The sequence below is a fragment of the Kitasatospora albolonga genome (assembly GCA_002082585.1).
Taxonomy (GTDB): Bacteria; Actinomycetota; Actinomycetes; order Streptomycetales; family Streptomycetaceae; genus Streptomyces; species Streptomyces stephensoniae.
The window spans coordinates 7,910,397-7,937,218 of the sequence record CP020563.1 but is presented as its reverse complement, the minus strand read 5'-3'; the positions used below and the strand labels follow the sequence as shown (position 1 = coordinate 7,937,218).

Below are 26,822 nucleotides of genomic sequence, written 5' to 3'. Positions count from 1 at the left end.
ATCGGGAACGGCCACCGGTGACGGGTGCGCCCCCGGGACGGGCTTCGGCGCACACGGAGGCGGCCGTCCGGCCCGGAGCGCTCGCCCCAGGGGCAGCTCCGATCGACTTAGGCCAGCCTAACCTTCCATGGCCCCTTGTTCGATACCGCCCGGTGGTCGGCCTGTGCCGAGGAGACCGTACGGCGGGGCAGGTGTCAGCAGATGCGCGGCAGTTGCTCGCCGAGCGGCATGTCCACCACCCGGGTGCCGCCGAGGCCGGTGGCGGCCACGACCATGCCGGGGTGGTCCGCCACGCAGGTGCCGATCCGCACCGACTCCTTGCCGAGCGGGTGGGCGCGCATCGCCTCCAGGACGGCGTCCGCGTGGTCGGGCGGGACGAACGCGACGAGCTTGCCCTCGTTGGCGACGTACAGCGGATCGAGGCCGAGGAAGGAGCAGGCGTTGGCGACGGTGTCGGGCACCGGGAGCGACCGCTCGTCGAGCGTGATGCCGACGCCCGCGGCTCCGGCGATCTCGTTGAGCGAGGTGGCGAGGCCGCCCCGGGTGGGGTCGCGCAGGACGTGGAGGTCCCGGCAGACCGCGAGCATGTCCGCCACCAGACCGGCCAGGGATGCGGTGTCGCTCTGGATCTCGACACCGAACTCCAGCCCCTCGCGCACGCTCATGATGGCCACGCCGTGGACCCCGATCTGGCCGCTGACCAGGACCGCGTCCCCGGGGGCGGCGCGCTGCGGGCGGATGTCGACGCCGTCGGGGACCAGGCCGATCCCGGCGGTGTTGATGAAGATCCCGTCGCCGTGACCGGCGTCGACGACCTTGGTGTCGCCGGTCGCGACGGTCACCCCGGCGGTACGGGCGGCGTCGCCCAGCGCCTGGGCGACCCGGCCGACGACGGAGAGTTCGATGCCCTCCTCCAGGATGAAGCCGCAGGAGAGGTAGGCCGGGACGGCTCCGGCCATGGCGAGGTCGTTGACCGTCCCGTTGACGGCGAGGTCGCCGATGGACCCGCCGGGGAAGAACAGCGGCCGGACGACGAAGGAGTCGGTGGAGAAGGCGAGCCGGGCGCCGCCCATCGTCAGATGCGCGGAGTCACCCAGCTCGGCGAGGACGTCGCTGCCGAAGGCGGGCGCGAAGAGGTGCTCCACCAGCTCGGCGGAGAGCGTTCCGCCGCCCCCGTGGCCCATGACGATGCGCTCGTGGTCGCGCAGGGGCGCGGGGCAGGTCCAGCCGGAGAAGTCCGGGGCGGCCGGGGCGGATGCGGAGGCGGGGGCGGTGTCAGCCAACGGAACTCGCCTCCTTGGCCGGGGTGTTGGCCGCCGGGGCGTTCACCGTCGGGGCTTCGAGCCGCCGGTACAGGTAGTACGCTGCGCACGCGCCCTCGCTGGAGACCATCGTGGCGCCCAGCGGGTTGCGCGGGGTGCACTCCTTGCCGAACACGGCGCACTCGTGCGGCTTGATCAGCCCCTGGAGGACTTCGCCGCTGCGGCAGACCGTGGACTCCTCGGTCTCGATGCCGGTGACGGAGAACCGGTACTCGGCGTCGTACTCCCGGTACTTCGGCGACAGCCGCCAGCCGCTCCGCGGGATCATCCCGATACCGCGCCAGGAGCGGTCGGTGACCTCGAAGACATCGGCCAGCATCTTCTGCGCGGCCGGGGAGCCCTGTTCGTTGACCGCGCGCGGATAGGCGTTCTCGACGGTGTGCTCGCCGGTCTCCAGCTGCCGCACCGCGCGCCGGATGCCTTCGAGGATGTCCAGCGGCTCGAAGCCGGTGACCACGATGGGCACCTCGTGCCGGGCGGCGAGGTCCGGGTACTCCCGGGTGCCCATGACCGTGCAGACGTGACCGGCGGCGAGGAACGCCTGTACCTGGCAGTCCGGCGAGTTCATGATCGCGTCGATCGCCGGAGGCACCCGTACGTGGGAGACCAGCAGGCTGAAGTTGGGGATGGAGAGCTTCTTCGCCTGGTAGACCGTCATCGCGTTGGGCGGGGCGGTGGTCTCGAAGCCGATGCCGAAGAAGACGACCTGCTTCTCCGGGTTCTCCTGGGCGATGCGCAGGGCGTCGAGCGGCGAGTAGACCACCCGGACGTCCGCGCCCTCGCTCTTGACCTGGAACAGGTCGCGGCCGCTGCCCGGGACCCGGAGCATGTCACCGAAGGAGCAGAAGATCACATCGGGGCGGGAGGCGATCTCCAGGGCCTTGTCGATGATCTCCAGCGGGGTGACGCAGACGGGACAGCCGGGGCCGTGGATCAGCCGGATCTCGTCGGGGAGCAGCTGGTCGATGCCGTGGCGGATGATCGAGTGCGTCTGTCCGCCGCAGACCTCCATCAGGGACCAGGGCCGGGTGGTGAGCGCCCGGATGTCGTCGAAGAGCCGCTCCGCGAGGACCGGGTCGCTGAATTCATCGAGATACTTCATGACCGCGCCTCCTTCTCACTGCGGTCGGCGGGGAGTTCGGTTCCGGCCGGGCGTTCGGCGCCCGCGTCCTTCGCCGCCCTGCCCCAGTGGTCGCCGAACTCCTCCTCCAGGACGCCGAGGTTCTCGAAGAGTTCCAGGGTCTGGCGCGCCGACTCCTCGTCGAGCCGTTGCAGGGCGAATCCGACGTGGACGATGGCGTAGTCCCCCACCTGCATATCGGGGACGTACTCCAGGCAGACGTCCTTGACGACACCGCCGAAGTCGACCTTGGCCATCCGCGTGGCGTCGCGTTCCTCGATCTCCAGCACTCGGCCGGGTACGGCCAGACACATGGCGCTCTCCTCCCTCACTCCTTCGTCCGGGCGGCGACCATCAGCTGTCCGAGCGCGAGCCCGCCGTCGTTGGGGGGCACCTTGCGGTGTCGCAGTACGGTGAAGCCGTCCTCCTCCAGGCCGGCCGAACAGCCCTCCGTCAGCAGGGCGTTGCAGAACACACCTCCGGTCAGGGCCACGGTGGCGATGCCCGTGCGCCGCCGGGCCGCCGCGCACACGTCACGGACGAGGCCGGTCACCGCCCGGTGGAAGCGGCGGGCCACGGCCGGGGCCGGGACCCCGCCGAGGACGTCCTCGGCTGCGGCGGCCAGGACCGGGGCCGGGTCGGCGGTCAGGGGGAGTTCCGGCCCGCCCGGCTCTGCTCCCAGGATGAACCCGTACGCGCGTTCGCGCCCGTCGTCGCCGGAGCCGGGGGCCCCGTCGTCCAGCGCCGCATTCTCCAGGCGCATGGCGGCCTCGGCCTCGTACTCCACCCGGTGGCAGACGCCCGCGAGCGAGGAGACCGCGTCGAAGAGGCGGCCCATGCTGGAGGTGGGGACGCAGTTCAGTCCGCACTCCAACTGCCTCTCCAGGAGCTTCCGTTCGCCGGGCGGGGCGATGGCGGCGCACGGCAGTCCGTCGGCCCACGGCACTCCGGCGGCGCGCAGATGGGAGAGCGCCATCCGGTACGGGTTGCGGACGGCCGCGTCACCGCCGGGCAGGGGGACGTAGCGGAGGTGGGCGAACCGCTGGAAGCCGTCGTAGTCCGCGATGAGCACCTCGCCGCCCCAGACCGCCCCGTCGTCGCCGTACCCGGTGCCGTCGAAGGCGATCCCGATGACGGGGGCGGTGCCGTCGAGCCCGTGCTCGGCCATGGTGGAGGCGACGTGGGCGTGGTGGTGCTGGACCTGGCGCAGGGGAAGGCCGCGGGCCTCGGCGGTGCGGCGGGCCCACTGGGTGGAGCGGTAGCCGGGGTGGCGGTCGGCGATGAGGAGGCGCGGGGTGACGGTGGTGAGACCGGTGAGGTGGTCGGTGGCCTTCGCGAAGGCGGTGAGGGTGGCGAGGTCGTCCATGTCCCCGACGTGGGCGGAGAGCCAGGCGTAGCGGTCGTCGGCGGCGCAGAAGGTGTTCTTCAGGTCGCCGCCCACCGCGAGGGCCGGGACCACGGGCAGCGGGAGGGCGAGCGGCAGCGGGGCGTATCCGCGCGAGCGGCGTACCGGCAGCTCGGCCCCCGCGCAGATCCGGACCACCGAGTCGTCGCACGGCACGTGGATGGGCCGGTCGTGCCGGAGCCAGGCGTCGGCCAGGCCGTCGAGCCGGGTCAGGGCCTCCGCGTCGTCGGTGACGATCGGCTCGCCGGAGCGGTTCCCGCTGGTCATCACGAGGACGGGCGGTCCGGGCGGGTCGCCGGGCAGGCCGAGGAGCAGGCGGTGCAACGGGGTGTACGGGAGCATCACGCCCAGGTCCGGGCTGCCGGGCGCGACACCTGGAGCCACGCCCGCGGACGGTGTACGGCGCCGCAGGAGGACGACCGGTTTACGGGGGCCGGTGAGGAGCGCGCGTTCGGCGTCGTCCACGTGGGCGAGGCGGTGGACGGTCTCCAGGGAGTCCGCGAGGACGGCGAAGGGCTTGCCGCCCCGGTTCTTGCGCTTGCGCAGGGTGCGTACGGCGGCGGGGTCGCCCGCGTCGCAGGCCAGGTGGTAGCCGCCGATCCCCTTCACCGCGAGGACCGCGCCCTCCGCCAGCAGCCGCCGCGCCGCCGTGAGCGCGTCACCGTCGTGGAGCGCTTCCGAGCCGTCCTGGCGGCACAGGGTGAGGCGGGGGCCGCAGGCCGGGCAGGCGATCGGCTGGGCGTGGAAGCGGCGGTCGGCGGGGTCGGCGTACTCACGGGCGCAGTCCGGGCACATGGGGAAGCCCGCCATGGTGGTGCGGGGCCGGTCGTAGGGGAGGCCGGTGACGACGGTGAACCGGGGGCCGCAGTGGGTGCACGTGATGAACGGGTGGCGGTGGCGCCGGCCGGCCGGGTCCGCGAGCTCGGTGAAGCAGGCGTCGCAGGTCGCGGTGTCCGGCGGGATCAGGGTGCGGCCGGTGCCCGAGGCGGAGGGGCGGATGGTGAAGCCCGAGCCGTCGTTGAGGGCGGGCACCGGGCGCGGTTCGACCGATTCCACGACGGCGAGCGGGGGCGCTCGGGTGCCGATGGCGTCGGTGAAGGCGTCCACGGCGGCGGCCGGGCCCTCGACCTCCGTACGGACGCCGTCGGCGTCGTTGGTGACCCAGCCGGTGAGCCCGTACTCCTCGGCCAGGGTGTAGACGAACGGGCGGAAGCCGACCCCTTGGACCGCGCCGCGCACGGTGAGGTGGCGGCGGGTGCGGTCCTGCGGGGTCGGCGTGGTCATCGTGGGGTTCCGGCGGGTGCGTGGGAGTGGTCGGGAACTCCGGCGGGTGCGTGGGAGTGGTCGGGAACTCCGGCGGGTGCGTGGGAGTGGTCGGCGGCTCCGGCGGGTGCGTGCGTGTGGTCGGCGACAGGATCGTCGTCGTGGTGGTGGTGCAGGTGTTTCTCGTGCTGCCGGGCGAGCACCGGCGTATGTGTCTCCCGGCCGTCCGCCGCCCGCAGCACATGGGCGAGGAGCGCGTCGACGCCCTCGCCGGTCCTGGCTGAGGTCTCGATGACGGGGACGCCCGGGTTGACCTGCTGGACGCCCCTCAGGAAGTCCTCGCGCCGGAACTCCACCGCTTCCGCGAGGTCCGTCTTGGTGATCACGACCAGGTGGGCGAGCCCGAAGGCCGCCGGGTACTTCACCGGTTTGTCCTCGCCCTCGGTCACCGAGGCGAGCGCGATGCGCACGGTCTCGCCGAGGTCGTAGGAGGCGGGGCAGACGAGGTTGCCGACGTTCTCGACGAACAGCAGCCGGGTCTCCTCGGGCAGCCACCCCTCCAGCTCGCCCCGGAGCATTCCGGCCTCCAGGTGGCAGAGCCCGTCGGTGAGGATCTGCCGTACGGGGGCTCCGGAGCGGGCGAGCCGGGTCGCGTCGTTCTCGGTGGCGAGGTCGGCGGTGACGGCGGCGGCCGGGGTGCCCCCGGCGGCGGCCCGGGACAGCAGCGCCTCCAGCAGGGCCGTCTTGCCGCTGCCGGGGCTGGACATGAGGTTGACGGCCGTGGTGCCGCGGTCGTCCAGGGTGCGGCGCAGCTCCACCGCGTTGGTGTCGTTCTTCGCCAGCACGGCCTGGTGCAGGTCAACGGTGCGGCACATGGCTCGCCTCCTTGTCCCGGGCGGGGGCGTCGGCGGCGGCGTCGGCCTGCGCGCCGGTCACGCCCGGTGCGTCGTCGTCCCCGTGCCGTTCCCCGGCGTCATCCGGGCGGACGTCGTCCAGGACGACCCGGGCGATCTCCAGTTCGCGCCCGCCGGTCAGGTTCATCGCCCGTGAGCAGGGGCCGCACCACAGGTCCGGGGGCATCCCGGTCGCGGTGTCCCGGCCGCAGCTCCCGCAGCGGGCCCTTCCCTCAACAGTCTCGATCAGCAGCCGGGCGTCCGCCAGCACAGTGCCCTCGGCCGCCACGCCGAAGGAGAAGTCCAGCGCCTCGGGCACCACCCCGGACAGCTCCCCGACCCGCAGGGTCAGCGACCGGACCGGGACCCGTTCCGCGCCGCGCTCCCGCAGCGCGTCGTCGACCTGCTCGACGACGGCCATCGCGATCGACAGCTCATGCACGGCCCTCACCCCCTCGCTACCCTGAAAGGACCATGCCTGGTCACGAGGTCGAACGGCGAGCGCTGCTCACCCCGGTCCTGCTCCTGCTCCTGGCCGAGCGCCGGGGTCACGGCTACGAGCTGGTGCGGCGGCTGGGGGCGTTCGGCTGGGAGGAGGCCGAATCGGCCCATGTCTACCGGCTGTTGCGGTCCATGGAGAAGTGCGGCGAGGTCACCTCGCGGTGGTGCACCTCCGCCTCCGGTCCCGCCCGCCGCGTGTACGCCATCACTCCGCAGGGCGCCATGAATCTCGCCCTGTGGTTCGTCCGGCTGGGAGAACTGCACAGCACCCTCCATCTCTTCCTCGAGCGCTATGTGCAGCTGGAGGATGTCGGGGACGAGCCCCCGCTCCACTCCGGGCACGGGGAGCTCAGCTCCGGGCACGGTGACTACATCCGGCGCATGCGCAGATAGCGCCGGGCGTCGGGCAGGTTCCTGGCGACTCCGTAGAGGGCCGCGAGGCCCGCGGCGACGCCGATCCACATCCAGTGCATCCTCTGCCTCCAACGTCGTGGTGTCAGTTCTTCTGCGGTACGGGGGTGGCGTGCCGGTCCACCAGGCCGAGCACCAGGTCCACCGCGGGGCCCACCGCCTCCGCGACGGGCGGGCTGAGCCCGATCCCCTCCCCCGTGTCCCGGGGCTCGCAGCCGACGACGTACACCTCATCGGGGAGGGTGCCGCCCGCTCCGGCGTGCAGGTCGTGCAGCAGGCCGAGCACGGTGGCGGGGTCCATCGCGTGGGTGTCGAGCGGGCCGGGGCAGTGTCCGCTGTCCGGGGGGTGCGGCCCGACGTCGATCGTGTACAGCGTGCCGGGCGGGGAGCCCCGGCTCACCAGGTCGACCAGGACGAGGGTGCGGTAGCCCTCCAGGAGCCGGTAGGCGAGGTGCACCCCGCGGATACCGGCGTCCATCAGCTCGGTCCCGGGCGGCAGACGGGAGGGGTCGAGACGGCCGAGCCGCCGGACGGTCTCCACCCCGAAGCCGTCGTCCTGGAGGAAGATGTTGCCGACCCCGGCGACGAGCGTGCGCCCGGGGCTCTCCGTACCGGTCATGGCTGCCCCTCCTCCCGCAGCGGCGCCACCTCGTCCGGCTTGAAGTAGAGGAAGCGGCCCTGCTGACGGCGGATGTCGCCGCCCGGGTCGTCGTCCAGGACCACGGCGAGGTGCAGTTCCCCGTCCAGGTCCGTGACCACGGCCTCGACGGTGGCCCGGCAGCCCCGCAGGAACGTGTCCTGGGCGTCCGTGCGGCGGGCGCCCGGGGTGAGGAGGACCCGGCTGCCCTCGCCGACGGCCTGGCCGTCGACGGAGACGGTGGAGGGGGCGTCGGCCGCCTCGGGGTCCTGCTGCGGGTCCCACCAGGGGTGCCCGGAGCCGTCGGGGAGGGTGAGGCCGGGGTCCGGCGGGCCGGAGGGCTCCGTCACCTCGCGCAGCCCCCGGATCGCTCCGTGCAGCCGCTCGCGTACTGCTCCGGGCAGGGAGTCGACCAGGTCGATGACCCCGGCGGCCCGGTCGTCGGTGCCGCGCGCCTCGCGTTTCTCGCGCTCGGTGAGGGCGGCGGTGCGCAGCGAGAGGATCTCGTCGATCTCGGTGGCGTCGTACAGCGGGCCGGGGCTCTCCTCGGCGAGGGCCGGGTGGTCCGCCAGGATGATCGGCGAGGAGAGCATGAGGTCCTCGCGGCCGGCCGGGCCCGCGAGGACGGGCCAGGTGTGGTCGTTGCGCAGCTCCGCGACGGCGGGGCGGGCCCACTCGGGCGGGTCCGTCATGGAGAGGAACCGGCCACCCTCGGCGGCGAGCAGCAGGTGGGCGCCGATCATGCTGTGCGGGAGGGCCGCCGTCCGATCGCCGGGCGGGGCGTCGGTGGTGTTGTGGACGGTGACGGTGAGGCGTGAGACCCGGTAGGGGCCGGGCAGTTGTTCGGCGTACGGCCGGATCTCGCCGGTCAGCCGCGCCCGTCGCCGTACGAGCCGCCCCAGGACCCCGCCCTCCTCGTCGCGCACGGGTTCGTACTCGACGGCGGGCGGCAGGTCGAAGGTGACGGTACGGGTGTGGGCCTGCTCCCCCGTGAGTTCGGCGAGGGGTGCGTGGAGCCGGACGCGCTCCTCGTGGCCCTCGTCCCAGGGGACCAGGACCCGGTCGGGCAGTTCCAGTTCGGGGACCTCGGTGTACGTGCCGTCGGGGCCGAGGCGCTCCACGGTCCGCCGCCGCACATGCAGGAAGCGCAGTTCGGCGTGGAGCCGGTCGGCGGTGCGGGGTTCCAGGAGGACATCGGTGCGCTGCTGCGCGTACTCGCCACCCTGTGCCGTGCAGGCGGGCGGCACGAGCACGCCGAACTGCCAGCGCATTCGGTTCTTCGCGGACGAGGCGCGGTACGGGTAGAGGACGTACCCCTCGAAGAGGACGGGGTCGGCGACCGTACGGACCTGGCCGAGGGCCTCGTCGACGCTCCCGGGCGGGGGCAGCGGCTCTGGACGGGCCATCTCACTCCACCCCCTTCGCTTCCTCCGCCTGCTTCGCACCGGCCGACGCGAGCAGCTCCTCGAAGACCTGCTCCCACGACGGCAGGGCGCGCTCCGAGCGGTAGCGGCGCAGGGATTCCAGGCAGTCCTTGCGCAGCCGCAGCCAGCCCGTGCCCGGGAAGTAGGACTCGATCAGCTCCCGCCAGACGTCCACGGGCATCAGACAGGACGCCTCCTTGTGCCAGGGGACCGGTTCGGCGCGGAAACCGCCCCGGCCGGTGAAGACCGTGCCGGAGAAGAGCATCAGCAGCGGTATCTCACCGCGTGCGAGGGCCCGGAAGTACGAGGCGGAGGCGACCTCGGTGTCGTACGTGCAGGGCACCGGGAGGTCGACGTGGGTGGTGCCGGTGAAGGCGGGCACGGTGAGGGAGGCGTGGGCGAACTGGAGCGGTTTGAGGGTGCTGCTCCAGCGGCTGGGCTCGCCGAACAGGTCGCCCAGCATGTCGACCTCGTCCGGGTCGTAGGTGCGCCGGGCGGGCTCGATGCGGATCTGGCAGCGCAGGGCGAGCGCGTGCACGGGCTGGTGGTCGAGCTCCTCGATGCGCAGGCCGAACAGGAGCGTGGGGCTCGCGCCGAACGGCTCGGGCCGTACGCCGGTGCAGCGGAAGTCGAGGTCGGTCACGGGGCACCCCCGGGGGTCCCGGCGCCCTCGGCCTCCGCGCGCAGGGGGCGGGAGCGGGCCGCGACGCGCGTGAAGAACTCCTCGAGGTCCGCGCGGGCCTCGGCTCCGCCGTCGAACCCTTTCCAGTGGAGCCGCATCCGGCCGACGAGCTCGTAGCAGACGTCGATGGGGACGAGGGTGCAGCTCGCGGGCAGGCCCCGCTCGTCGCGCAGCAGCAGCGCCTCCACGTCGTCCTGGAGCAGTCCGGCAAGGCGGGTGCGGCCGAGGACCGCGTCCCAGGTGGCGGGGTCGAGTTCGCTCTCGGTGGCTCCGGCGGGGCCCGGGTAGAAGGCGGCGAACCGGCCGAGGGCGGAGTTGCGGAAGAAGAAGGCGAGGCCGACCGGGATCTGGAGCCGGTTCCGGCCCTCGCCGTCGAGGGTGAAGGCGGGGTCGGTGAGGTAGCGGTCCGGGACGGCCCGGAAGCGGCCCTGCCCCGCGCCGGGCCGGGTGAAGAGGAGGTGGCAGGGCGGGCAGGAGCACTTGAGGGAGCGCCGGGCGGTGTCGACGAGGTGCCGGTGCTCGCCCGGCAGCGGCTCCCCGCACAGCTCGCATCGCTCCCCCGGCGGCGGGGGCCGCCGGGTGAACTGGGCCAGCACGTTGGCGCTCACGGCCCGGCCCCCAGCAGCTCGGGCAGCGCGACCCGGACGGCTCCCTCCTCCTCCAGCAGCGGCAGGGGCTCCAGATGCGTCCGCTCGCCGCGCCCAGCGTGCCGTACGTCGAACCGGGCACCGCACCCGGCGCAGCTGAGGAACTCCCCGTCGAGGGGGGCGGTGCGCAGGTCGGCCCCGCAGCCGGGGCAGCGGTCGCGGTAGGCGTACAAGTTGCCGGGGAGGCGGACGAGCAGGAGGGCGTTGCCCTCGACGTCGGCGACACGGGTGGCGTGGTCGTGGGCGGGCAGGGCGGGGGCGGCGAGGGTGTGCCAGTGGGGCGGTTCGGGCGCGGCGGCCGGGGGCGGCGGTGCGCCCGGGGCGTCGGCGGGCGGGCGGGGCTGGATCTGGAGCAGCGGCTGCTGGGCGGGGGCCTCGGCGACCCCTTCGACCTCGATGTGCGCGATCTCCGGGGCGAGGCGGGCGACGGCCTCCTCGATGGTCCAGCGCACGGTCTGGGTGGAGGAGGGACACCCGTCGCAGCTGCCGCGCAGCCTCAGCCGCAGGGTGGGCCCTTCGGCGGTGTCCGGATCGAGTCCGGCGACCTCGACGTCCCCGGCGTGCGAGCCGAGGTAGGGGCGGACCTTGTCGAGCGCGCGGCCGACCCGGGTCAGGGTGTCCTCGGGGTGCAGGTCGTGCAGGATCAGCAGGTCCCCGACGAGTTCGTCGGCGGTGAGCACGGCGAGCGGGTCGGCCCCGGCCGGGGCGGAGCGCAGCAGCCGTACGGTGCGGGCGAGGCCCTCCCCGTAGAACTCCACGACGCTGCGCACGAGTTCGTCGGCGGTCTCGCGGGCCTGCGGTCCGGCCTCGCGTCCCAGCCGGTCCAGCAGCTCGTTGATGCGTGTTCCGGGGTCGGCTCCCGCCATCGTGGGCCCCTTTCCGAAGTGCGCGCGCCCGCAGTGCGGGGTCAGCCGCCCGCCAGTCCGCTGAGCCCGGTCGGCATATGGGTCTCCTCGACGGTCCGGCCGCCGCCGACGTACATGTGGACGCCGCAGGGCAGGCACGGGTCGAAGCTGCGGACGGCCCGCATGATGTCGATGCCCTTGAAGTTCTCGGGCGGGTTCTCCTCGAAGATGGGGGTGTTCTGGACGGCGTCCTCGTACGGTCCGGGGGTGCCGTAGCTGTCGCGGACGCTGCCGTTCCAGGGGGTCGGCGGGTAGGGGTGGTAGTTGGCGATCTTCCCGTCCCGGATGACCATGTGGTGGGAGAGGACGCCGCGTACGGCCTCGGTGAAGCCGCAGCCGATCGACTCGTCGGGGACGTCGAACTGCTCCCAGGTCTGGGTGCGTCCGGCGCGGACCTCCTCCATCGCCTGTTCGGCGAAGTGGAGGGCGGCGGCGGCCGCGTACGCCTGGAAGTAGGTGCGGGCCCGGTTGCGTTCGAGGGCGTTGGACCACTGGGGGATCTTCCACTCCAGGGCCATTTCCGGCTTGGTCATGGTGCGCGGGAGGTTGATCTCGACGCTGTGGCCGGTGGCCTTGATGTAGCCGATGTCGACAAGTCCGGACAGGGCCGTGGACCAGAGGCGGGCGATGGGGCCGCCGCCGGTGTCCAGGGCGAGGTGGTCGGTGCCGTCGAACCAGCGCGGGGACATGACCCAGCTGTACTTGTCGTCGAAGTCCCGTTTCTGCGGGGCCGGAATGGTGTGCTGGTTCCAGGGGTGGCGTTCGTCCAGCTCGTTGCCGAGCGGGTCGCGCTCCACGAACTTGCCCATGCCCGCCCAGTCCTCGTAGTACGAGGAGCCGAGCAGGATGCGCAGGCCGAGGTTGATGTCGACGAGGCTGTTGGTGACGAGCTCGCCGTCCACCACGACGCCGGGGGTGACGAACATCCTGCGGCCCCAGTCGGCCATGTTGGCGTACGTGAAGTCGCAGTACGCGGGGTCGTTGAGGGCGCCCCAGCAGCCGAGCAGGACGCGCCTGCGGCCGACCTCCTCGTACCCGGGCAGCGCCTCGTAGAAGAAGTCGAAGAGGTCGTCGTGGAGCGGGACGACCCGCTTCATGAACTCCACGTAGCGGGTGAGGCGGGTGAGGTAGTCGGTGAAGAGCTGGATGGTCGCCACCGTGCCGACGCCACCGGGGTAGAGCGTGGAGGGGTGCACGTGGCGGCCCTCCATCAGGCAGAACATCTCCCGGGTGTAGCGGCTGACCTGGAGCGCCTCGCGGTAGAACTCGCCCTCCAGCGGGTTCAGGGAGCGCATGATGTCGGCGATGGTGCGGTAGCCGTGGTCGGCGGCGTGCGGGGCCTCGGTGCGTGTCGCGAGTTCGAGGACGCCGGGGTTGGTCTCGCGGACCATGCGTTCGCAGTAGTCCACGCCGACCAGGTTCTCCTGGAAGATGTTGTGGTCGAACATGTACTCGGCGGCCTCGCCGAGGTTGATGATCCACTCACCGAGGTGCGGGGGCGCGACCCCGTACGCCATGTTCTGCGCGTAGACGGAACAGGTGGCGTGGTTGTCGCCGCAGATGCCGCAGATACGGCTGGTGATGAAGTGGGCGTCGCGCGGGTCCTTGCCCTTCATGAAGATGCTGTACCCGCGGAAGATCGACGAGGTGCTGTAGCACTCGGCGACCCGCTTCGCGGCGAAGTCGATCTTGGTGTGGATGCCGAGGCTGCCGACGATGCGCGTGATCGGGTCCCACGACATCTCCATGAGGCCGTCAGCGTCGACGGCGGGTTTGCCGGTCGCAGTCGCCATGGTCCCGCGCCGCCTTCCTGATAGGTCGTGCCGCCCGTCCTGGCCTTCACCGCTCTCCGGGGTGTCCGGGGGCGCGGGTCACCAGGGCGGCCGGTAGCCGGTCTTGATGGTCTCGGTCTTCGTCCGCCACTTCGGTTCCTTGTCGGCCGTCTTCTCCGTGAAGTGCCGCAGCCGCCGGATGACGGAGCCGTAGACACCGCTGGCCGCCGCCGAGACATGGCCGCCGGGCGGCTCGTCCATGAACGGCATGAACTTGTCGGGGAAGCCCGGCATGGTGCAGCCGATGCAGATCCCGCCGACGTTCGGGCAGCCGCCGACGCCGTTGATCCAGCCGCGCTTGGGGACGTTGCACTTGACGACCGGGCCCCAGCAGCCGAGCTTGACCAGGCACTGCGGGGAGCCGTACTCGTCGGCGAACTGGCCCTGTTCGTAGTAGCCGGCCCGGTCGCAGCCCTCGTGGACGGTGGCGCCGAACAGCCAGGTGGGCCGCAGCTCCTCGTCCAGCGGGATCATGGGCGCGGCGCCCGCGGCCTGGTAGAGCAGGTAGAGCAGGGTCTCGGAGGCGTTGTCGGGGTGGACGGGGCAGCCGGGGATGCAGACGATCGGGATGCCCGCCTTGGACTTCCACTCCCAGCCCAGATAGTCCGGTACGCCCATCGCCCCGGTCGGGTTGCCCTCCATCGCGTGGATGCCGCCGTAGGTGGCGCAGGTGCCGATCGCGACGACCGCGAGGGCCTTGGGGGTGAGCCGGTCGAGCCATTCGCTGGTGGTGATCGGCTGGCCGGTGTCGGGGTCGTCGCCGAAGCCGCACCAGTAGCCCTCGGGCTTGATGCGCTCGTTCGGTATGGAGCCCTCGACCACCAGGACGAAGGGTTCCAGCTCGCCCCGGTCGGCCTTGAAGAACCATTCCACGAAGTTGTCGGCGCCTTCGACGGGCCCGCACTCGTAGTCGATGAGGGGCCAGTGGACGGCGACCTTGGGCAGTCCTGGCAGGGCGCCGAGCGCGAGCTCCTCGATGCTCGGCTGGGTGGCGGCGGTCAGGGAGACGGAGTCCCCGTCGCAGCTCAGCCCCGCGTTGATCCACAGAATGTGAACGGTCGGGTCTTCCTGAGGTGTGTCCAGTACGTCCGTGTCGGCCGTAGTGGCGGTCGGGGCGTCCATGAGCCCTCCTCGGGTCGGCCCGCTTCAGGAGCTTGTTCGCCGGCAGCCTCCTTCCTGGATACCGCGCGCGCGTCCCGGCCGGTAAGTGCGCGGTGGCCCTATCGCCTCCGCGCACCCGTGCCGACACGGCCGTACGGGAACACGCCGACGGCCCCCGCCGCGGTACGCGGGCGGGGGCCGTCGGGCACGGATTCAGGCCCCGGTGAGCACCGCGTCGATCTCGCCGAGGAAGTCCTCCAGGTCGCCGGGGTCCCGGGAGGTGATCAGCGGCCAGCCGCCCTCGTCGTCGCGGACCACCGGCTTGTCGACCCAGGAGCCGCCCGCGTTGGTGATGTCGGTCTTCAGCGAGGCGTACGAGGTCAGGGTCTTGCCCCGCACATAGCCTCCCTCGACCAGCGCCCACGGGCCGTGGCAGATCGCCGCGACGGGCCTGCCCGAGGCCGCGAACGAGCTGACGATCCGGGTGGTGGCGTCCTGGAGGCGCAAGGTGTCGGCGTTGAGCGTGCCGCCCGGGACGAGCAGGAGGTCGTACGCGGCGGGGTCGACGTCGGCCAGGGTGAGGTCGGGCCGTACGGTCTCACCGGGGTCGCGGTCGCCCACGAGGGTGCGGATCTCCTCGTCGGAGACCGCCGCCACCCTCACCTGTGCCCCGTGGTCGCGCAGGTGCTTCACGGGGACGACGAGTTCGTCCTGCTCGACCCCGTAGTTGGTGACGATCGCCAGAATCCGGCGGTCGCCGAGATCGGTGGTGGCCATGTGCCGCTCCTTTCCTCGCTCATGCGGTCGTGTCCGTACGGTGCTGCTTTCCGCTCATCCGCCGGTGATGCGGACGCACTCCGCGACGGTGTCGCGGAGGCTGCCGGTCCGCTCCAGCAGTTCGCGCTGGACCCGGGCCCCGCTGCCGCGCCGCTCCAGGGCGGTCAGCGCCTTCTGCGCCGCCTTGAGGTCGCCGCTGTCCTCCAGGGCGTCCCGCACATGTGCCAGCAGCGCCCGGAGCACGTCGGCGGCGGGCTCGGGCCGCAGGGTGCGGGGGTGGATGAGCCGGTCGTCGATGCCGGAGCGGGCCGCCTGCCAGGACGCCACCCGCACCAGGGCCACCTCGGTGTCCTGGGGCGGTTCCCCGGCCCGCCACTCCCGCGCGGCCGTCTCCACCAGCGCCCGGGTCAGTGCGGCCAGCAGGACGGTGTCCGCCGGGTCCAGGCAGACGTCCGCGATCCTGACTTCCACTGTGGGGTAGCTGCGCGAGAGGCGCGCGTCGAAGTAGACCATCCCCTCGTCCTTGAGGACTCCGGTGGAGACGAGGGCCGCGACCTGCTCGTGGTAGCGCTCGGCGGAGCCGTGGAGTTCCACGGGCCCGGCCGAGGGCCACCGGCCCCACACCCGGCTGCGGTAGCTGGCGTACCGGGTGTCCTGCCCCTGCCAGAAGGGGGAGTTGGCGGTCAGGGCGAGCAGGACCGGCAGCCAGCAGCGCACCCGGTCGAGGACCGCGACCCCTTCCTCGTCGGACTCGACCGACACATGGACGTGGCATCCGCAGGTCAGCTGCTCCTGGGCGGTCAGCCCGTAGCGCTCGGCCATCCAGCGGTAGCGCTCCCCCGCCCCGATCGTGGGGCTGACCGGCAGCGGTGAGGTCGCCAGGGCCGCCACCGAGGCGCCCACGTCGGCGGCGTGGCGGCTCGCCTCGGCGCGCCACCGGTGCACCGCGTCGGCGATCTCGGCCATGTCGCGGCAGGGGTGCGTGGCGAACTCCAGCTGCTGGCGGTGCAGTTCCGGCTCGAAGGCCGACTCCCCCTCCGCGTCCTGCTCGGCGCGGGCCAGCACGGCGGTGGAGAGGGCACGTGCCTCCCCGCTCTCCGGGTCGACCAGCAGCAGTTCTTCCTCGACGCCCACGGTCCGTACCACTGCGCCCACCCCTTCGGTGATCATCCCTCGGCCGCCTGTGGGTCAGGCCGAGAGGATGGAGTCGTCCTCGGGGCGGGCGCCCGGCAGCCGGTGCCGGGCGGCGACCAGGGCGCTGTCGACATCGCCCGTGCCGGTCGAGACGCACAGGGTGTAGGCGACGTCGTCCATGCGCTGCCGTGCCTCGGTGGAGCCGCTCTCCGCGTGCAGCAGACGCAGGGTCTCGTACTGCTCGACGAGATTGCGCAGCACGGTGGGGTGGGCCATCAGCATGCGGGGGTCCTTCCGGGCGGTTCGTCGTGTGCGTGTCCTGTGCCCGCCTGGTGTGCTCGGGCACAGCCCCGGGTACCCACGCCGGCCCGGGCCACACCTGTGTGAATCGTTCCCTCCGCAAGGGGTACCCAGCAGGGCGGACCATCCCTCCCCGGGCGCTCCGGGGCACCACGGAAGGACGTTCCCATGACCGACCGCAGGCCGGAAGGCACCGCCTACGACGGGGCTTCCCCCAGTCCGCCCCCTGTCGGGGCGGATCTGCCGGACCAGCAGGCCCAGGAGGGCGAGGACCCTCTCGACATACCGGTGCCGGAGCGCGTCGCCCGCGAGAGCGGCGACGGGCCCGACCCGGACGAGGCGGGCTCCGGCCGGGACGAGCCGCGCAACGCAGGCGCGCACCCCGACGAGCACCCGGCCCCGGACGAGTCACCGGGATAGCCGCCGGGCGCGCGAACGCCCTCGGCCCCCGGGACGCGGTGCGTCCCGGGGGCCGAGGGGTCGTTCAACCCGGATCAGGCGGCGGTGATGTTCTCCGCCTGCGGGCCCTTCTGGCCCTGGGTGATGTCGAAGGTCACCGCCTGGCCTTCCTGGAGCTCACGGAAGCCGGTGGAGTTGATGTTGGAGTAGTGCGCGAAGACGTCGGGGCCGCCGCCGTCCTGCGCGATGAAGCCGAAGCCCTTTTCCGAGTTGAACCACTTGACGGTTCCGCTGGCCATGCCTGTACCTCTCAGCAGTAAACGGACCCGCACCGCGCGGACCCGGAGGTGATCGCCCTGGTTCTCAGGCACTGCACAGCAAAACGCCCGCGCCAGGCGCGGGCAGGTACTGCGAACCACGACATCTGTCGGCGACGCTACACGGCGGGATCACTCCTCACCAGAGAGCAACGCCATTTGGTCGACGATCACTCTCACAGCGGGTGGCTCGAACCGTACCGACTACGCCCTGTTCAGGGCGTATCGACCCCGCGCGACACCGCGCGCCCCGCAGCACCGGGGCGCCGCTACTGGATGAACCGGGGCAGCCACCGCGCCTGGTAGTCCGGGTGTCCGGCGTACTCGGCGGCCAGCTGGCGTACGGCGAAGCCGAGGCCCACCGCCCGGCCTGAGCGGAAGTCCTGCGCCGGGCGGTCCGTGTCCAGCTCGGCGACCTCCACGTACTCGCCCAGCAGCACCCGGTGCGTCTCGATGCGCTCCAGGGTGCGGGCGGGGTCCTGGAGGGCGATGTGGTGGTCGAAGCCCTGGTCGCGCACCGTGAACGCGACCCCGCCCCGGCGGTCGTGGACCTCGCCGGGGACATCCGCCGGGCACCGCCACCGGTCCCCGCCGGCACCCAGGGCGACCTGTTCCTCATCGGCGAGACGCGCCCGGACGAAGGCCACCATGTCTGCGTTGCCGGCCATTGGATGCTGCTCCCTCGGGTTCATGGATCACTGCGGTGATACGGGGAGCATTGTGGTGGACCGGGGCGGCGCGATCCACCGCGGCGGGCGGTGTGTACGGCGGTGGGCGGGTGTGCGAGCGGTACGGGGCCGGGCGGGGTCAGTCCGCGGTCTCCCCGCTCCCCTTCGCGGCCTGGTCGGCGAGGACCTGGTGCAGGGGTTCGGTCAGCCTGCGGCGGTACTCCTGCACGGCCCAGCCGTTGCCGTCCGGGTCGGTGAAGTGCATGAAGGTGGCGCCGTCCTCGGGGGCGTACCGCTGAGGCTCGGAGACCTCGACCCCGCGGGCGACGAGCTCCGCGTGGGCGGCGTCGATGTCGGTGACGCAGAGCTGGAGGCCGTGGTACGTGCCCGGCTGCGGTTCCCCCGTCGGGTTGGGCACGCCGTCGGTCAGGGCGATGGAGCAGCCCGATCCGGGCGGGGTGAGCTGGACGACGCGGGCCCCGGGCATCACCTCGCCGTCGATGTCGACGTGGAAGCCGAGCTTGTCGCGGTAGAAGTCACGGGCCCGGTCCAGGTCGGTCACCGGGAGCACGATCACTTCGAGCGTCCAGTCCATGGCGGTGCGGTCCTTTCACTTCGTCGGAAGGTGGGTCGGACGGGGTGCCGGTGGCGTCGGCGGGTCCGGGCGGCGGGCCGCCCTGGAGCCGGGCCAGGTCGGAGGGGCGCACCTGGATGACCACCAGGGCGACCAGGGCGGCGAACACGGCGAAACAGGCCGCGACGACGAAGGCGCTGGAGACGCCCGCGGTGAGCACCTCGTCGCCCCAGGGCGGGGGCAGCTCGCCGGTCCTGCGGAACTCCAGCAGCTGGGGCGGGGTGGCCTGTTCCAGGAACCTGGGCACCTGGTCGGTGGCCTCGTGGCGGCTGGCCGTGCCGAACATGGTCACCAGGATCGACAGCCCGAGGGACCCGCCGACCTGCTGGGTGGCGTTGAGGATGCCGGAGGCGGCGCCCGCCTCGTGCCGGGCGACGCCGGAGACCGCCATCAGGGTCAGCGAGACGAACTGCATGCCCATGCCGAAGCCGAAGACGAGCATCGGGCCGAGGATCGAGCCGAGGTAGGTGCTGTGGACATCGGTCAGCGTCAGCCAGCCGAGCCCGATGGCGGCCAGCAGCGCGCCCGTCACCATGAAGGGTTTGGGGCCCCACTTGGGGAGCAGCTGGGAGGCCAGGCCCGCGCCGACCGCGATGATGGCGCTGACCGGCAGGAAGGCGAGTCCGGCCCGCAGCGGGCTGAAGTCCAGCACGTTCTGGACGAAGAGCGTCAGGAAGAAGAACATTCCGAACATGGCCGCGGCGAGGCTGAGCATCATGGCGTAGGTTCCGGCGCGGTTGCGGTCGCGGAACATCCACAGCGGGGTGATCGGCTGCCGGGAGCGGCGTTCGATGAGGATGAACACCGCCAGGAGCACGACGGCGGCGGCGAAGGAGCCGAGGGTGACCGGGTCGCTCCAGCCGTCCTCGGAGGCGCGGATGAAGCCGTAGACCAGCAGCACCATGCCGGCCGTGGAGGTGAGGGCGCCGAGGACGTCGAAATGGCCGGGGTGGCGTTCGGACTCGGGGATGTACCGCGGGGTGGCGAACGCGATGAGCAGGCCGATGGGGACGTTCACGAAAAGGACCCAGCGCCAGTCGAGCCATTCGACGAGCAGCCCGCCCGCCAGCAGCCCGATCGCGCTGCCGCCCGCCGAGACCGCGGCGAACACCCCGAAGGCCCTGTTCCGTTCGGGACCCTCGCGGAAGGTCGTGGTGATCAGCGACAGGGCGGTCGGCGAGGCGATGGCGCCGCCGACGCCCTGGAGCGCGCGGGCGGCCAGCAGCTGCCAGGACTCCTGGGAGAGTCCGCCGAGCAGCGAGGCCAGGACGAAGAGCAGCACGCCGGAGATGAAGACGCGGCGGCGGCCGAGGATGTCACCGAGCCGCCCGCCGAGCAGCAGCAGTCCGCCGAAGGTCAGCGTGTAGGCGTTGACGACCCAGGACAGGTTCTCGGTGGAGAAGCCCAGGGACTTCTGCATATGGGGAAGCGCGATGTTGACGATGGTGATGTCGAGGACCACCATCAGCTGGCACGAGGCGATGACGAGAAGTGCCAGTCCGCTGCCCCGGCCCCGCTGATCGGGCCGGGCCGTCTTCCCGGGTGTCGCGTGGGAGCCCGTCATGGATCGGTCCGTCTCTCGTTCCGGGGGCGCCGCCCCCGCGGGGGCGGTCGGTCTCTCCGTCGGCCGGATGAACGCGGGCGTTCACCCGACCGACGTTATGCCGGAACCCGGAGCCCCGCCATTCGATCAGCCGACGGCCCCGGCGGGGGCGTGGCCGGTCACTGGAGCGCCCGGACCGCCGTGCGGAAGAGGGCGGGTGAGCGGTGGGCCGCCGCGACGATCAGCCGGCGCGACACGGGGTGGCCGGCGGCGGCCAGCAGGGCCTGGGTGAGCAGCCGGTAGCGGCGCGTCGCCCGCGCCCACCGCGCGGGGTACGCCTCGGGGCGCCCGGCGGCCAGACAGCCGACGGCGGCCGTCGCGGTGGCCACGGCCAGGGCGATGCCCTCCCCGGTCAGCGCGTCGGTGTAGCCCGCCGCGTCCCCGACCAGCAGGACCCGCCCGGCCCGTGGTCCGCGCGCCCGCTGCCGCAGCGGTCCGGCCCCGCGTACGGGGGTGGCACCGGGTCCGGTCAGCCGGGCGGCGAGGGCCGGGAAGGCGGCCAGGTGCTCCTGGTAGGGGCGGCGGTCGCGACTGAGCACGGCCACGCCCACCAGGTCCGCGCCGACGGGGGTCACGTACGCCTCGCCGTACGGCGACCAGTGCACCTCGACCAGGTCGCTCCAGGGGGCGGTGCGGTAGTGGCGGCGCAGCCCGTAGCGGCCGGGGCCGGGGACGGGGCGGTCGAGGCCGAGGGAGCGGCGCAGGGGTGAGTGGAGCCCGTCGGCGGCGATGAGCCAGCGGGCGGTGAGCCCGGCGGCGGTGACGGAGTCCGCGTCCTGGCGGACCTCCCGGACCCGGCCTTCCACGATGCGTACGCCGAGGGCTTCGGCCCGTTCGTGGAGGGCGGCGTGCAGGGCGGTGCGCCGGACGCCGAGCCCGTACGCACCGTGGAAGGCCGCCTCCGCGCCGCGCCGCCCGTCGGTGTACCGGATGCCGCGCAGGGGGTGTCCGGCGGGGCGCACGCCGAGGCCGTGCAGGGCGGCGAGGCCGCCGGGCATGATGCCCTCCCCGCAGGCTTTGTCGACGGGGGCGGTGCGGGGTTCGACCACCACCGCCTCCAGGCCCGCCCCGGCGGCCCGGATGGCGGCGGCCAGTCCGGCGGGGCCGCCGCCCGCGACCAGGATGTCGATCACGCCCGCGCCGCCGCCACCGGGAGGCGGGCCAGCGCCTCGTCCTCGCACCGGACGCGGACGGCCATGAGGGCGGCGTTGAGGACGGTGAAGGCGACGGCGGTGACCCAGGCCCCGTGGACGAGGGGCAGTGCGATGCCCTCGGCGGCGACGGCGACGTAGTTCGGGTGGCGCAGGAAGCGGTAGGGGCCGCCGGTGACCAGGGGCAGGCCCGGGACGACGATCACGCGGGTGTTCCAGCGGGGGCCGAGCGTGGTGATGCACCACCAGCGCAGCAGCTGGGCCGCGACGGTGACGGCCGCCATGGTCCAGCCGAGGGCGGGCAGGAAGGGGCGGTCGGCGAGGTGGGCCTCGGCCAGGCAGCCCGCCAGCAGGGCGGTGTGCAGCACGACCATCGCCGGGTAGTGGCCGCTCCCCGCCTCGGTGCCGCCCCGGGCCAGGCTCCAGCGGGTGTTGCGCCGGGCGACGGCGAGTTCGGCGAGGCGTTCGGCGGCGACGGCGAGCACCAGTGCGGTGTACCAGATCACGGTCCTTGTCCTTACCTACCAGCGCAGCAGCACCAGTTCGCAGCAGAAGCCGGGGCCCATGGCCAGCAGGAGCCCGGGGGTGCCCGGTTCGGGGCGGCGGTGTCCGAGGGTGTCCCGCAGGACGTGCAGGACCGAGGCGGAGGAGAGGTTGCCGACGTCGGCCAGGGAGCGCCAGGTGACGTCGAGCGCTCCTTCGGGCAGGTCGAGGACCTCGGTGACGGTCTCCAGGACCTTGGGGCCGCCGGGGTGGCAGACCCAGCGGGCGATGTCCTTCGGCTTGAGACCGTGTTCGTCGAGGAACTCCCGTACGTCGTCGGCGAGGTACCGGCGTACGACGTCGGGCACGCCCGGATCGAGGACCACGCTGAATCCGGTGGAGCCGATGTCCCAGCCCATCACATGCTCGGTCTCCGGGTACATCCGGCTGCGGGTGGCCACGATCTCGGGCCCGGCGACGGCCCGGCGTCCGCCGAGGGCGACCACCGCCGCTGCCCCGTCGCCGAACAGGGCGGTCGCCACCAGGTTGGCGGGGGTCACGTCCCGGCGCTGGAAGGTGAGGGAGCACAGCTCGACGGAGAGGAGTACGGCGACGTCGTCGGGGCGGCCGAGCAGGTAGTCGTGGACGCGCGCCACCCCGGCCGCTCCGGCGACACAGCCGAGACCGAAGACGGGCAGCCGTTTCACATCGGAGCGCAGGCCGAGGCGGGCCACCAGCCGGGCGTCCACGGAGGGGGCGGCGATACCGGTGACGGAGGTGAACATCAGCAGGTCCACATCGGTGGGGCGCAGCCCGGCGGCGCGCAGGGCGCCGCGTACGGCCTGGGAGCCGAGGTCGACGGCCGAGCGGATGAACACGTCGTTGGCGGCGCCGAAGCCGTCCAGGTCGCGGTAGTCCGCCAGCGGCAGCACGGTGTGCCGGGTGCGGACGCGGGCGTTCTCGTGGAGCCGGTCCAGGACGCGGCGGTCGGCGCCGGGCGGCAGACAGGTGGCGGCCACCATGTCGGTGACCTCGCGCTGGGTGTGGCGGTGGGGCGGCAGGGCCCCATGGACCGCGGCGATCCGGGTCATTGCGGCTCCTGCGTCGGGGACGTCATCGCCCCATCCTGCCCACAAAAGCGGGCGAAACCTGGCAAAAGAACCGCGTGGCCACCGTGTTGACGGGCCCTCGGGTCTCTACGATCGCCCGATGGGCGCCATGGGCGGGGCGAGGACATCCACGGCGGCGACCCGGTGGCCGGGCCGCGCGGCGGGGCTGGCGCTGTCCTGCCATCCGGGGCCGGTGGCCGCGGTGACCGCGTTGGCCTGCGCCCTGGGCGTCGGCGCGGGGCTGCCCCCGGCGCGGCTCGCGCTGGTGGGGTCGGCGGTGCTGGCCGGGCAGCTCTCGGTGGGGTGGTGCAACGACGCGTTCGACGCGGGGCGCGACGCCCGGGCCGGGCGCCGGGGGAAACCGGCCGCCGAGGGGGCGGTGCCGGTCCGCGCGGTGTGGGGTGCGGCGGCGGTCGCGCTCGTCCTGTGCGTACCGCTCTCGCTGGCCTGCGGTCCTCTCGCCGGTACGGTGCACCTGGCGGCGGTCGCCGCCGCCTGGCTCTACAACCTGAGGCTGAAGGCGACGGCGCTCTCCTGGCTGCCGTACGCGGTGGGGTTCGCGGCGCTCCCCTCGCTGGTGACGCTCAGTCTGCCCGAGGCGTCCTGGCCCCGGTGGTGGACGGTCGCCGCGGGGGCGCTGCTCGGGGTGGCGGCCCATCTGGGCGACACCCTCCCGGACATCGAGGAGGACCGGGCCGCCGGCATCCGGGGGCTGCCGCACCGGCTGGGCGCCACGGGGACCCGGCTGCTGCTGCCGGTGCCGCTCCTGGCGGCCACGGCCGTCCTGGTGCTCGGCCCGCCCGGTCCGGTGGACGCCCGGTCGGTGGCCGTCCTCGTCCTGGCCGGTGCGGCGGCGCTGCTGGGGCCGGCGCTCGGCCGGTGGTGGCGCAAGGCCGCACTGGCGGGGGCGGTGGCCGTGGCGGCGGCGGACCTGGTGCTGCTCCTGGGGCGCGGCACGGCGCTGTCCTGAACCGGGCACCGCACACAGCCTACTGACGGAGCGTCACTCACTGCGGCTTCATGACGTGAGCATGCGGGAACCGTTGACAAATCAGAAACGGGCCAGAAATCTATCAACTGCTGTTTGCAAAACATTGACTGAACGACTCAAATACCGTGGAAGAAGAGGGCAGCATGAGATGGAAACGGCTCAGCGAAAGATCGATCACCGGCCTGCTCATAGCCGGGCTGGTCACCGTCGGCCTCCTCCCCGTCCAGGCGGGGGCCGCTGAACCGACCGACCTGGCCCGGGGCAAGAGCGTCACCGCCAGCGGATCGCACGGGGGCTACCCGGCCGCCAACGCCAACGACGGCCAGGTGAACACCTACTGGGAGTCCAACGGCCACCCCGCCACCCTCACCGTGAAGCTGGGCGCCGACGCGGACCTCCGCTCCGTGGTGATCAAGCTCAACCCCGATCCGGTCTGGGCCACCAGGACCCAGGAGTTCCAGGTGCTCGGCCGGACGCGGAGCGGCACCGGCTTCACCTCGCTCAAGGCCCGCGCCGGCCATGTGTTCAACCCGGCCGCCAACGCGAACACGGTGACCGTCCCCGTCAGCGGCCGAGCCGCCGACGTCCAGCTCCAGTTCTTCTCCAACACCGGGGCGCCCGGGGCCCAGATCGCCGAGATCCAGGTGTTCGGGACACCCGCGCCCAACCCGGACCTGACCGTCAGCGCCCTGTCCTGGAGCCCCTCGGTGCCTTCGGAGACCGACGACATCACGGTGCGGGGGACCGTCCGCAACATCGGTACGGCTCCCTCGGCCGCGACCACCGTCCAGGTGAGCCTGGGCGGTGTGGCCGTGGGCAGCGCCCCGGTCGGCCCGCTCGCGGCGGGCGCCTCGGCCCCGGTCTCGGTCGCGGCCGGGAAGCGGGCGCAGGGCTCGTACACCGTCTCGGCGCTGGTCGACCCGACCGACACGATCGCCGAGTCGGACGAGACCAACAACAGCCGCACCACCGCGTCCCCGCTGGTGGTGGGCCGGAGCCCCGGCCCCGACCTGGAGGTCCGCTCCATCACCCCTTCCCCCGCCAACCCGGCCGTCGGCGCGGCGGTCTCCTTCACCGTGGCCGTGCACAACCGGGGCACCAGTGCGGTGAGCGCGGGCACGGTCACCCGGCTGACGGTGGGCTCCACCACGCTCAACGGGACGACCCCGGCCGTCCCGGCGGGCGCCACGGTGAACGTGCCCATCGGCGGCAGCTGGACGGCGGCGAGCGGCGGGGCCACCCTGACCGCCACGGCCGACGCGACGAACCTGGTCGCCGAGACCGACGAGACCAACAACGTGCTCGCCCGCCCGATCGTCGTCGGGCGCGGCGCCGCCGTACCGTACACGGAGTACGAGGCGGAGGACGCCGCGTACCGGGGCACGCTGCTGGTGTCGGACGCCGAACGGACCTTCGGCCACACCAACTTCGCCACCGAGTCCTCGGGCCGCAAGTCGGTGCGGCTCAACTCCACTGGTGAGTATGTGGAGTTCACCTCGACCAACGCCTCGAACTCCATCGTCGTACGCAACTCCGTCCCGGACGCGCCGGGCGGTGGCGGCCGCGAGGCGACCATCAGCCTCTACGCCGACGGGCAGTTCGTCCGCAAGCTGAACCTCTCCTCCAAGCACAGCTGGCTGTACGGGAACACCGACGACCCGGAAGGGCTGACCAACCGGCCCGGCGGTGACGCCCGGCGGCTGTTCGACGAGGCGCACGCGCTGCTCGACCGGACCTACCCGGCGGGCACGAAGTTCCGCCTCCAGCGGGACACGGGCGACGACGCCGCGTTCTACGTCATCGACCTAATCGACCTGGAACAGGTGGCCCCGCCGTCGTCCCGGCCGTCGGGCTGTGTCTCCATCACCACGTACGGCGCGGTGGCGAACGACGGGATCGACGACACGGCGGCGATCCAGCGGGCGGTGACGGCCAACCAGAACGGTGAGATCGGCTGCGTCTGGATTCCGGCGGGCCAGTGGCGCCAGGAGCAGAAGATCCTCACCGACGACCCGCTGGACCGGGGCCAGTGGAACCAGGTGGGCATCCGTGACGTGACGATCCGGGGCGCGGGCATGTGGCACTCCCAGCTCCACACGCTCACCCCGCCGCACGAGGCGGGCGGGATCAACCACCCGCACGAGGGCAACTTCGGTTTCGACATCGACGACAACACCCAGATCTCCGACATCGCCATCTTCGGCTCCGGCACCATCCGGGGCGGTGACGGCAACCACGAGGGCGGCGTCGCGCTCAACGGCCGGTTCGGCAAGGGCACGAAGGTCAGCAACGTCTGGATCGAGCACGCCAACGTGGGCGTCTGGGCGGGCCGCGACTACGACAACATCCCCGCCCTCTGGAACCCGGGCGACGGCGTCGAGTTCACCGGGATGCGTATCCGCAACACCTACGCCGACGGCATCAACTTCGCCAACGGCACCCGGAATTCGACCGTGTACAACTCCTCGTTCCGCAACACCGGGGACGACGCGCTCGCGATCTGGTCCAGCAAGTACGTCAAGGACCAGTCCGTCGACATAGGCCACGACAACAGCTTCCGCAACAACACCATCCAGCTGCCCTGGCGCGCCAACGGCATCGCGGTCTACGGGGGTTACGGCAACAGGATCGAGAACAACATCATCTCCGACACCATGAACTACCCGGCCATCATGCTGGCCACCGACCACGACCCGCTGCCCTTCTCCGGGCAGACCCTGATCGCCAACAACGCCCTGCACCGCACGGGCGGGGCCTTCTGGAACGAGGACCAGGAGTTCGGCGCGATCACCCTCTTCCCGCAGAACCTGCCCATCCCCGGCGTCACGATCCGCGACACCGACATCCTCGACTCCACCTACGACGGCATCCAGTTCAAGACGGGTGGCGGCCTGATGCCGGACGTGAAGATCCAGAACGTCCGGATCGACAAGTCCAACAACGGGTCCGGCATCCTCGCCATGGGCGGCGCACGCGGCAACGCGACGCTGACGGACGTGACCATCACCGACTCGCGTGACGGCCATGTACTGATCGAGCCCGGCTCGCAGTTCACCATCTCCGGCACCCCGAACAGCGCACGCGCCAGGAGGTAGTCCCCTGTGTACGGTTGC

27 protein-coding genes are annotated in these 26,822 nt (G+C 72.6%); 4 read left to right on the top strand and 23 right to left on the bottom strand.

Going from position 1 to position 26,822, the window contains the following annotated elements; genetic code table 11:
• Window positions 1-194: 194 nt before the first annotated feature.
• Genes B7C62_34480 through B7C62_34455 form a run of 6 tightly spaced genes read right to left on the bottom strand, consistent with a single transcriptional unit; the run spans window position 195 to window position 6,445 of the window.
• Entirely contained in the window at window positions 195-1,283 is a 1,089-nt protein-coding gene (locus B7C62_34480) for a hydrogenase expression/formation protein HypE (protein ID ARF76828.1), read from the bottom strand.
• Window positions 1,276-2,424: a hydrogenase formation protein HypD gene (locus tag B7C62_34475; GenBank protein ARF76827.1), complete on the bottom strand. Its 1,149-nt coding sequence runs from the start codon at window positions 2,422-2,424 to the stop codon at window positions 1,276-1,278. Before B7C62_34475 ends, B7C62_34480 begins: the two co-directional genes overlap by 8 nt.
• Window positions 2,421-2,756 (bottom strand): hypothetical protein, encoded by a 336-nt coding sequence (locus tag B7C62_34470; GenBank protein ID ARF76826.1) that lies wholly within the window; start codon window positions 2,754-2,756, stop codon window positions 2,421-2,423. The genes B7C62_34475 and B7C62_34470 overlap by 4 nt, the downstream gene beginning before the upstream one ends.
• 14 nt (window positions 2,757-2,770) lie before the next feature.
• Window positions 2,771-5,131 carry a carbamoyltransferase HypF gene (locus B7C62_34465; GenBank protein ID ARF76825.1) on the bottom strand — a complete coding sequence of 787 codons (2,361 nt, stop codon included), beginning with the start codon at window positions 5,129-5,131 and terminating at the stop codon, window positions 2,771-2,773.
• Complete coding sequence (locus B7C62_34460; GenBank protein ID ARF76824.1) at window positions 5,128-5,985, bottom strand: hydrogenase accessory protein HypB; 858 nt, start codon at window positions 5,983-5,985, stop codon at window positions 5,128-5,130. Before B7C62_34460 ends, B7C62_34465 begins: the two co-directional genes overlap by 4 nt.
• On the bottom strand, window positions 5,969-6,445 hold the full coding sequence (locus B7C62_34455; protein ARF76823.1) for a hydrogenase maturation nickel metallochaperone HypA: 477 nt from the start codon (window positions 6,443-6,445) through the stop codon (window positions 5,969-5,971). Before B7C62_34455 ends, B7C62_34460 begins: the two co-directional genes overlap by 17 nt.
• A gap of 32 nt (window positions 6,446-6,477) precedes the next feature.
• On the opposite strand from B7C62_34455, the gene B7C62_34450 reads away from it, so the two are divergent.
• A complete protein-coding gene (locus B7C62_34450; GenBank protein ID ARF76822.1) occupies window positions 6,478-6,897 on the top strand; it encodes a hypothetical protein in 420 nt (139 codons plus the stop codon).
• Between the two features lie 103 nt (window positions 6,898-7,000).
• Here B7C62_34450 and B7C62_34445 read toward each other — a convergent pair whose 3' ends face one another.
• The 10 genes from B7C62_34445 to B7C62_34400 all read right to left on the bottom strand — a co-directional run bounded on the left by B7C62_34445 (window position 7,001) and on the right by B7C62_34400 (window position 16,336).
• Entirely contained in the window at window positions 7,001-7,534 is a 534-nt protein-coding gene (locus B7C62_34445; GenBank protein ID ARF76821.1) for a protease, read from the bottom strand.
• Window positions 7,531-8,958, bottom strand: coding sequence for a hypothetical protein (locus tag B7C62_34440; GenBank protein ID ARF76820.1), 1,428 nt, complete (start codon window positions 8,956-8,958; stop codon window positions 7,531-7,533). The genes B7C62_34445 and B7C62_34440 overlap by 4 nt, the downstream gene beginning before the upstream one ends.
• 1 nt (window position 8,959) lies before the next feature.
• Window positions 8,960-9,619: a hypothetical protein gene (locus tag B7C62_34435; protein ARF76819.1), complete on the bottom strand. Its 660-nt coding sequence runs from the start codon at window positions 9,617-9,619 to the stop codon at window positions 8,960-8,962.
• Window positions 9,616-10,266, bottom strand: coding sequence for a hypothetical protein (locus B7C62_34430; protein ID ARF76818.1), 651 nt, complete (start codon window positions 10,264-10,266; stop codon window positions 9,616-9,618). The genes B7C62_34435 and B7C62_34430 overlap by 4 nt, the downstream gene beginning before the upstream one ends.
• Window positions 10,263-11,171 (bottom strand): hypothetical protein, encoded by a 909-nt coding sequence (locus B7C62_34425; GenBank protein ARF76817.1) that lies wholly within the window; start codon window positions 11,169-11,171, stop codon window positions 10,263-10,265. Before B7C62_34425 ends, B7C62_34430 begins: the two co-directional genes overlap by 4 nt.
• Window positions 11,172-11,212: 41 nt before the next feature.
• Window positions 11,213-13,003 (bottom strand): hydrogenase, encoded by a 1,791-nt coding sequence (locus B7C62_34420; protein ARF76816.1) that lies wholly within the window; start codon window positions 13,001-13,003, stop codon window positions 11,213-11,215.
• 78 nt (window positions 13,004-13,081) lie between these two features.
• On the bottom strand, window positions 13,082-14,164 hold the full coding sequence (locus tag B7C62_34415; protein ID ARF76815.1) for a hydrogenase expression protein HypE: 1,083 nt from the start codon (window positions 14,162-14,164) through the stop codon (window positions 13,082-13,084).
• Between the two features lie 192 nt (window positions 14,165-14,356).
• Window positions 14,357-14,920 carry a protease gene (locus B7C62_34410; protein ARF76814.1) on the bottom strand — a complete coding sequence of 188 codons (564 nt, stop codon included), beginning with the start codon at window positions 14,918-14,920 and terminating at the stop codon, window positions 14,357-14,359.
• A gap of 54 nt (window positions 14,921-14,974) precedes the next feature.
• Window positions 14,975-16,090 (bottom strand): carboxylate--amine ligase, encoded by a 1,116-nt coding sequence (locus tag B7C62_34405; GenBank protein ARF76813.1) that lies wholly within the window; start codon window positions 16,088-16,090, stop codon window positions 14,975-14,977.
• An 18-nt stretch (window positions 16,091-16,108) separates the two neighbouring features.
• Entirely contained in the window at window positions 16,109-16,336 is a 228-nt protein-coding gene (locus tag B7C62_34400; protein ID ARF76812.1) for a DUF5133 domain-containing protein, read from the bottom strand.
• 186 nt (window positions 16,337-16,522) lie between these two features.
• Here B7C62_34400 and B7C62_34395 point away from each other — a divergent pair, with 186 nt between their 5' ends.
• Window positions 16,523-16,774 (top strand): hypothetical protein, encoded by a 252-nt coding sequence (locus tag B7C62_34395; GenBank protein ID ARF76811.1) that lies wholly within the window; start codon window positions 16,523-16,525, stop codon window positions 16,772-16,774.
• A gap of 74 nt (window positions 16,775-16,848) precedes the next feature.
• Here the strand turns inward: B7C62_34395 and B7C62_34390 are convergent, their stop codons facing one another.
• The 7 genes from B7C62_34390 to B7C62_34360 form a co-directional block, all read right to left on the bottom strand.
• The gene (locus B7C62_34390) at window positions 16,849-17,052 is read right to left on the bottom strand and encodes a cold shock domain protein CspD (GenBank protein ARF76810.1); all 204 of its coding nucleotides are present in this window, start codon (window positions 17,050-17,052) and stop codon (window positions 16,849-16,851) included.
• Between the two features lie 287 nt (window positions 17,053-17,339).
• Window positions 17,340-17,738, bottom strand: coding sequence for a hypothetical protein (locus B7C62_34385; GenBank protein ID ARF76809.1), 399 nt, complete (start codon window positions 17,736-17,738; stop codon window positions 17,340-17,342).
• A gap of 139 nt (window positions 17,739-17,877) precedes the next feature.
• Window positions 17,878-18,333 carry a glyoxalase gene (locus B7C62_34380; GenBank protein ID ARF77515.1) on the bottom strand — a complete coding sequence of 152 codons (456 nt, stop codon included), beginning with the start codon at window positions 18,331-18,333 and terminating at the stop codon, window positions 17,878-17,880.
• Window positions 18,275-19,936, bottom strand: coding sequence for an MFS transporter (locus B7C62_34375; GenBank protein ID ARF76808.1), 1,662 nt, complete (start codon window positions 19,934-19,936; stop codon window positions 18,275-18,277). The genes B7C62_34380 and B7C62_34375 overlap by 59 nt, the downstream gene beginning before the upstream one ends.
• Window positions 19,937-20,094: 158 nt before the next feature.
• On the bottom strand, window positions 20,095-21,108 hold the full coding sequence (locus tag B7C62_34370; GenBank protein ID ARF76807.1) for a monooxygenase: 1,014 nt from the start codon (window positions 21,106-21,108) through the stop codon (window positions 20,095-20,097).
• The gene (locus tag B7C62_34365) at window positions 21,105-21,632 is read right to left on the bottom strand and encodes a hypothetical protein (GenBank protein ARF76806.1); all 528 of its coding nucleotides are present in this window, start codon (window positions 21,630-21,632) and stop codon (window positions 21,105-21,107) included. Before B7C62_34365 ends, B7C62_34370 begins: the two co-directional genes overlap by 4 nt.
• Before the next feature lie 15 nt (window positions 21,633-21,647).
• The gene (locus tag B7C62_34360) at window positions 21,648-22,700 is read right to left on the bottom strand and encodes a type III polyketide synthase (GenBank protein ARF76805.1); all 1,053 of its coding nucleotides are present in this window, start codon (window positions 22,698-22,700) and stop codon (window positions 21,648-21,650) included.
• A gap of 127 nt (window positions 22,701-22,827) precedes the next feature.
• Here B7C62_34360 and B7C62_34355 point away from each other — a divergent pair, with 127 nt between their 5' ends.
• Together B7C62_34355 and B7C62_34350 are read left to right on the top strand one after the other, a co-directional pair.
• Window positions 22,828-23,688, top strand: coding sequence for a hypothetical protein (locus tag B7C62_34355; GenBank protein ID ARF77514.1), 861 nt, complete (start codon window positions 22,828-22,830; stop codon window positions 23,686-23,688).
• Window positions 23,689-23,852: 164 nt separating this feature from the next.
• Window positions 23,853-26,804 carry an APHP domain-containing protein gene (locus tag B7C62_34350; GenBank protein ID ARF76804.1) on the top strand — a complete coding sequence of 984 codons (2,952 nt, stop codon included), beginning with the start codon at window positions 23,853-23,855 and terminating at the stop codon, window positions 26,802-26,804.
• Window positions 26,805-26,822 lie beyond the last annotated feature (18 nt).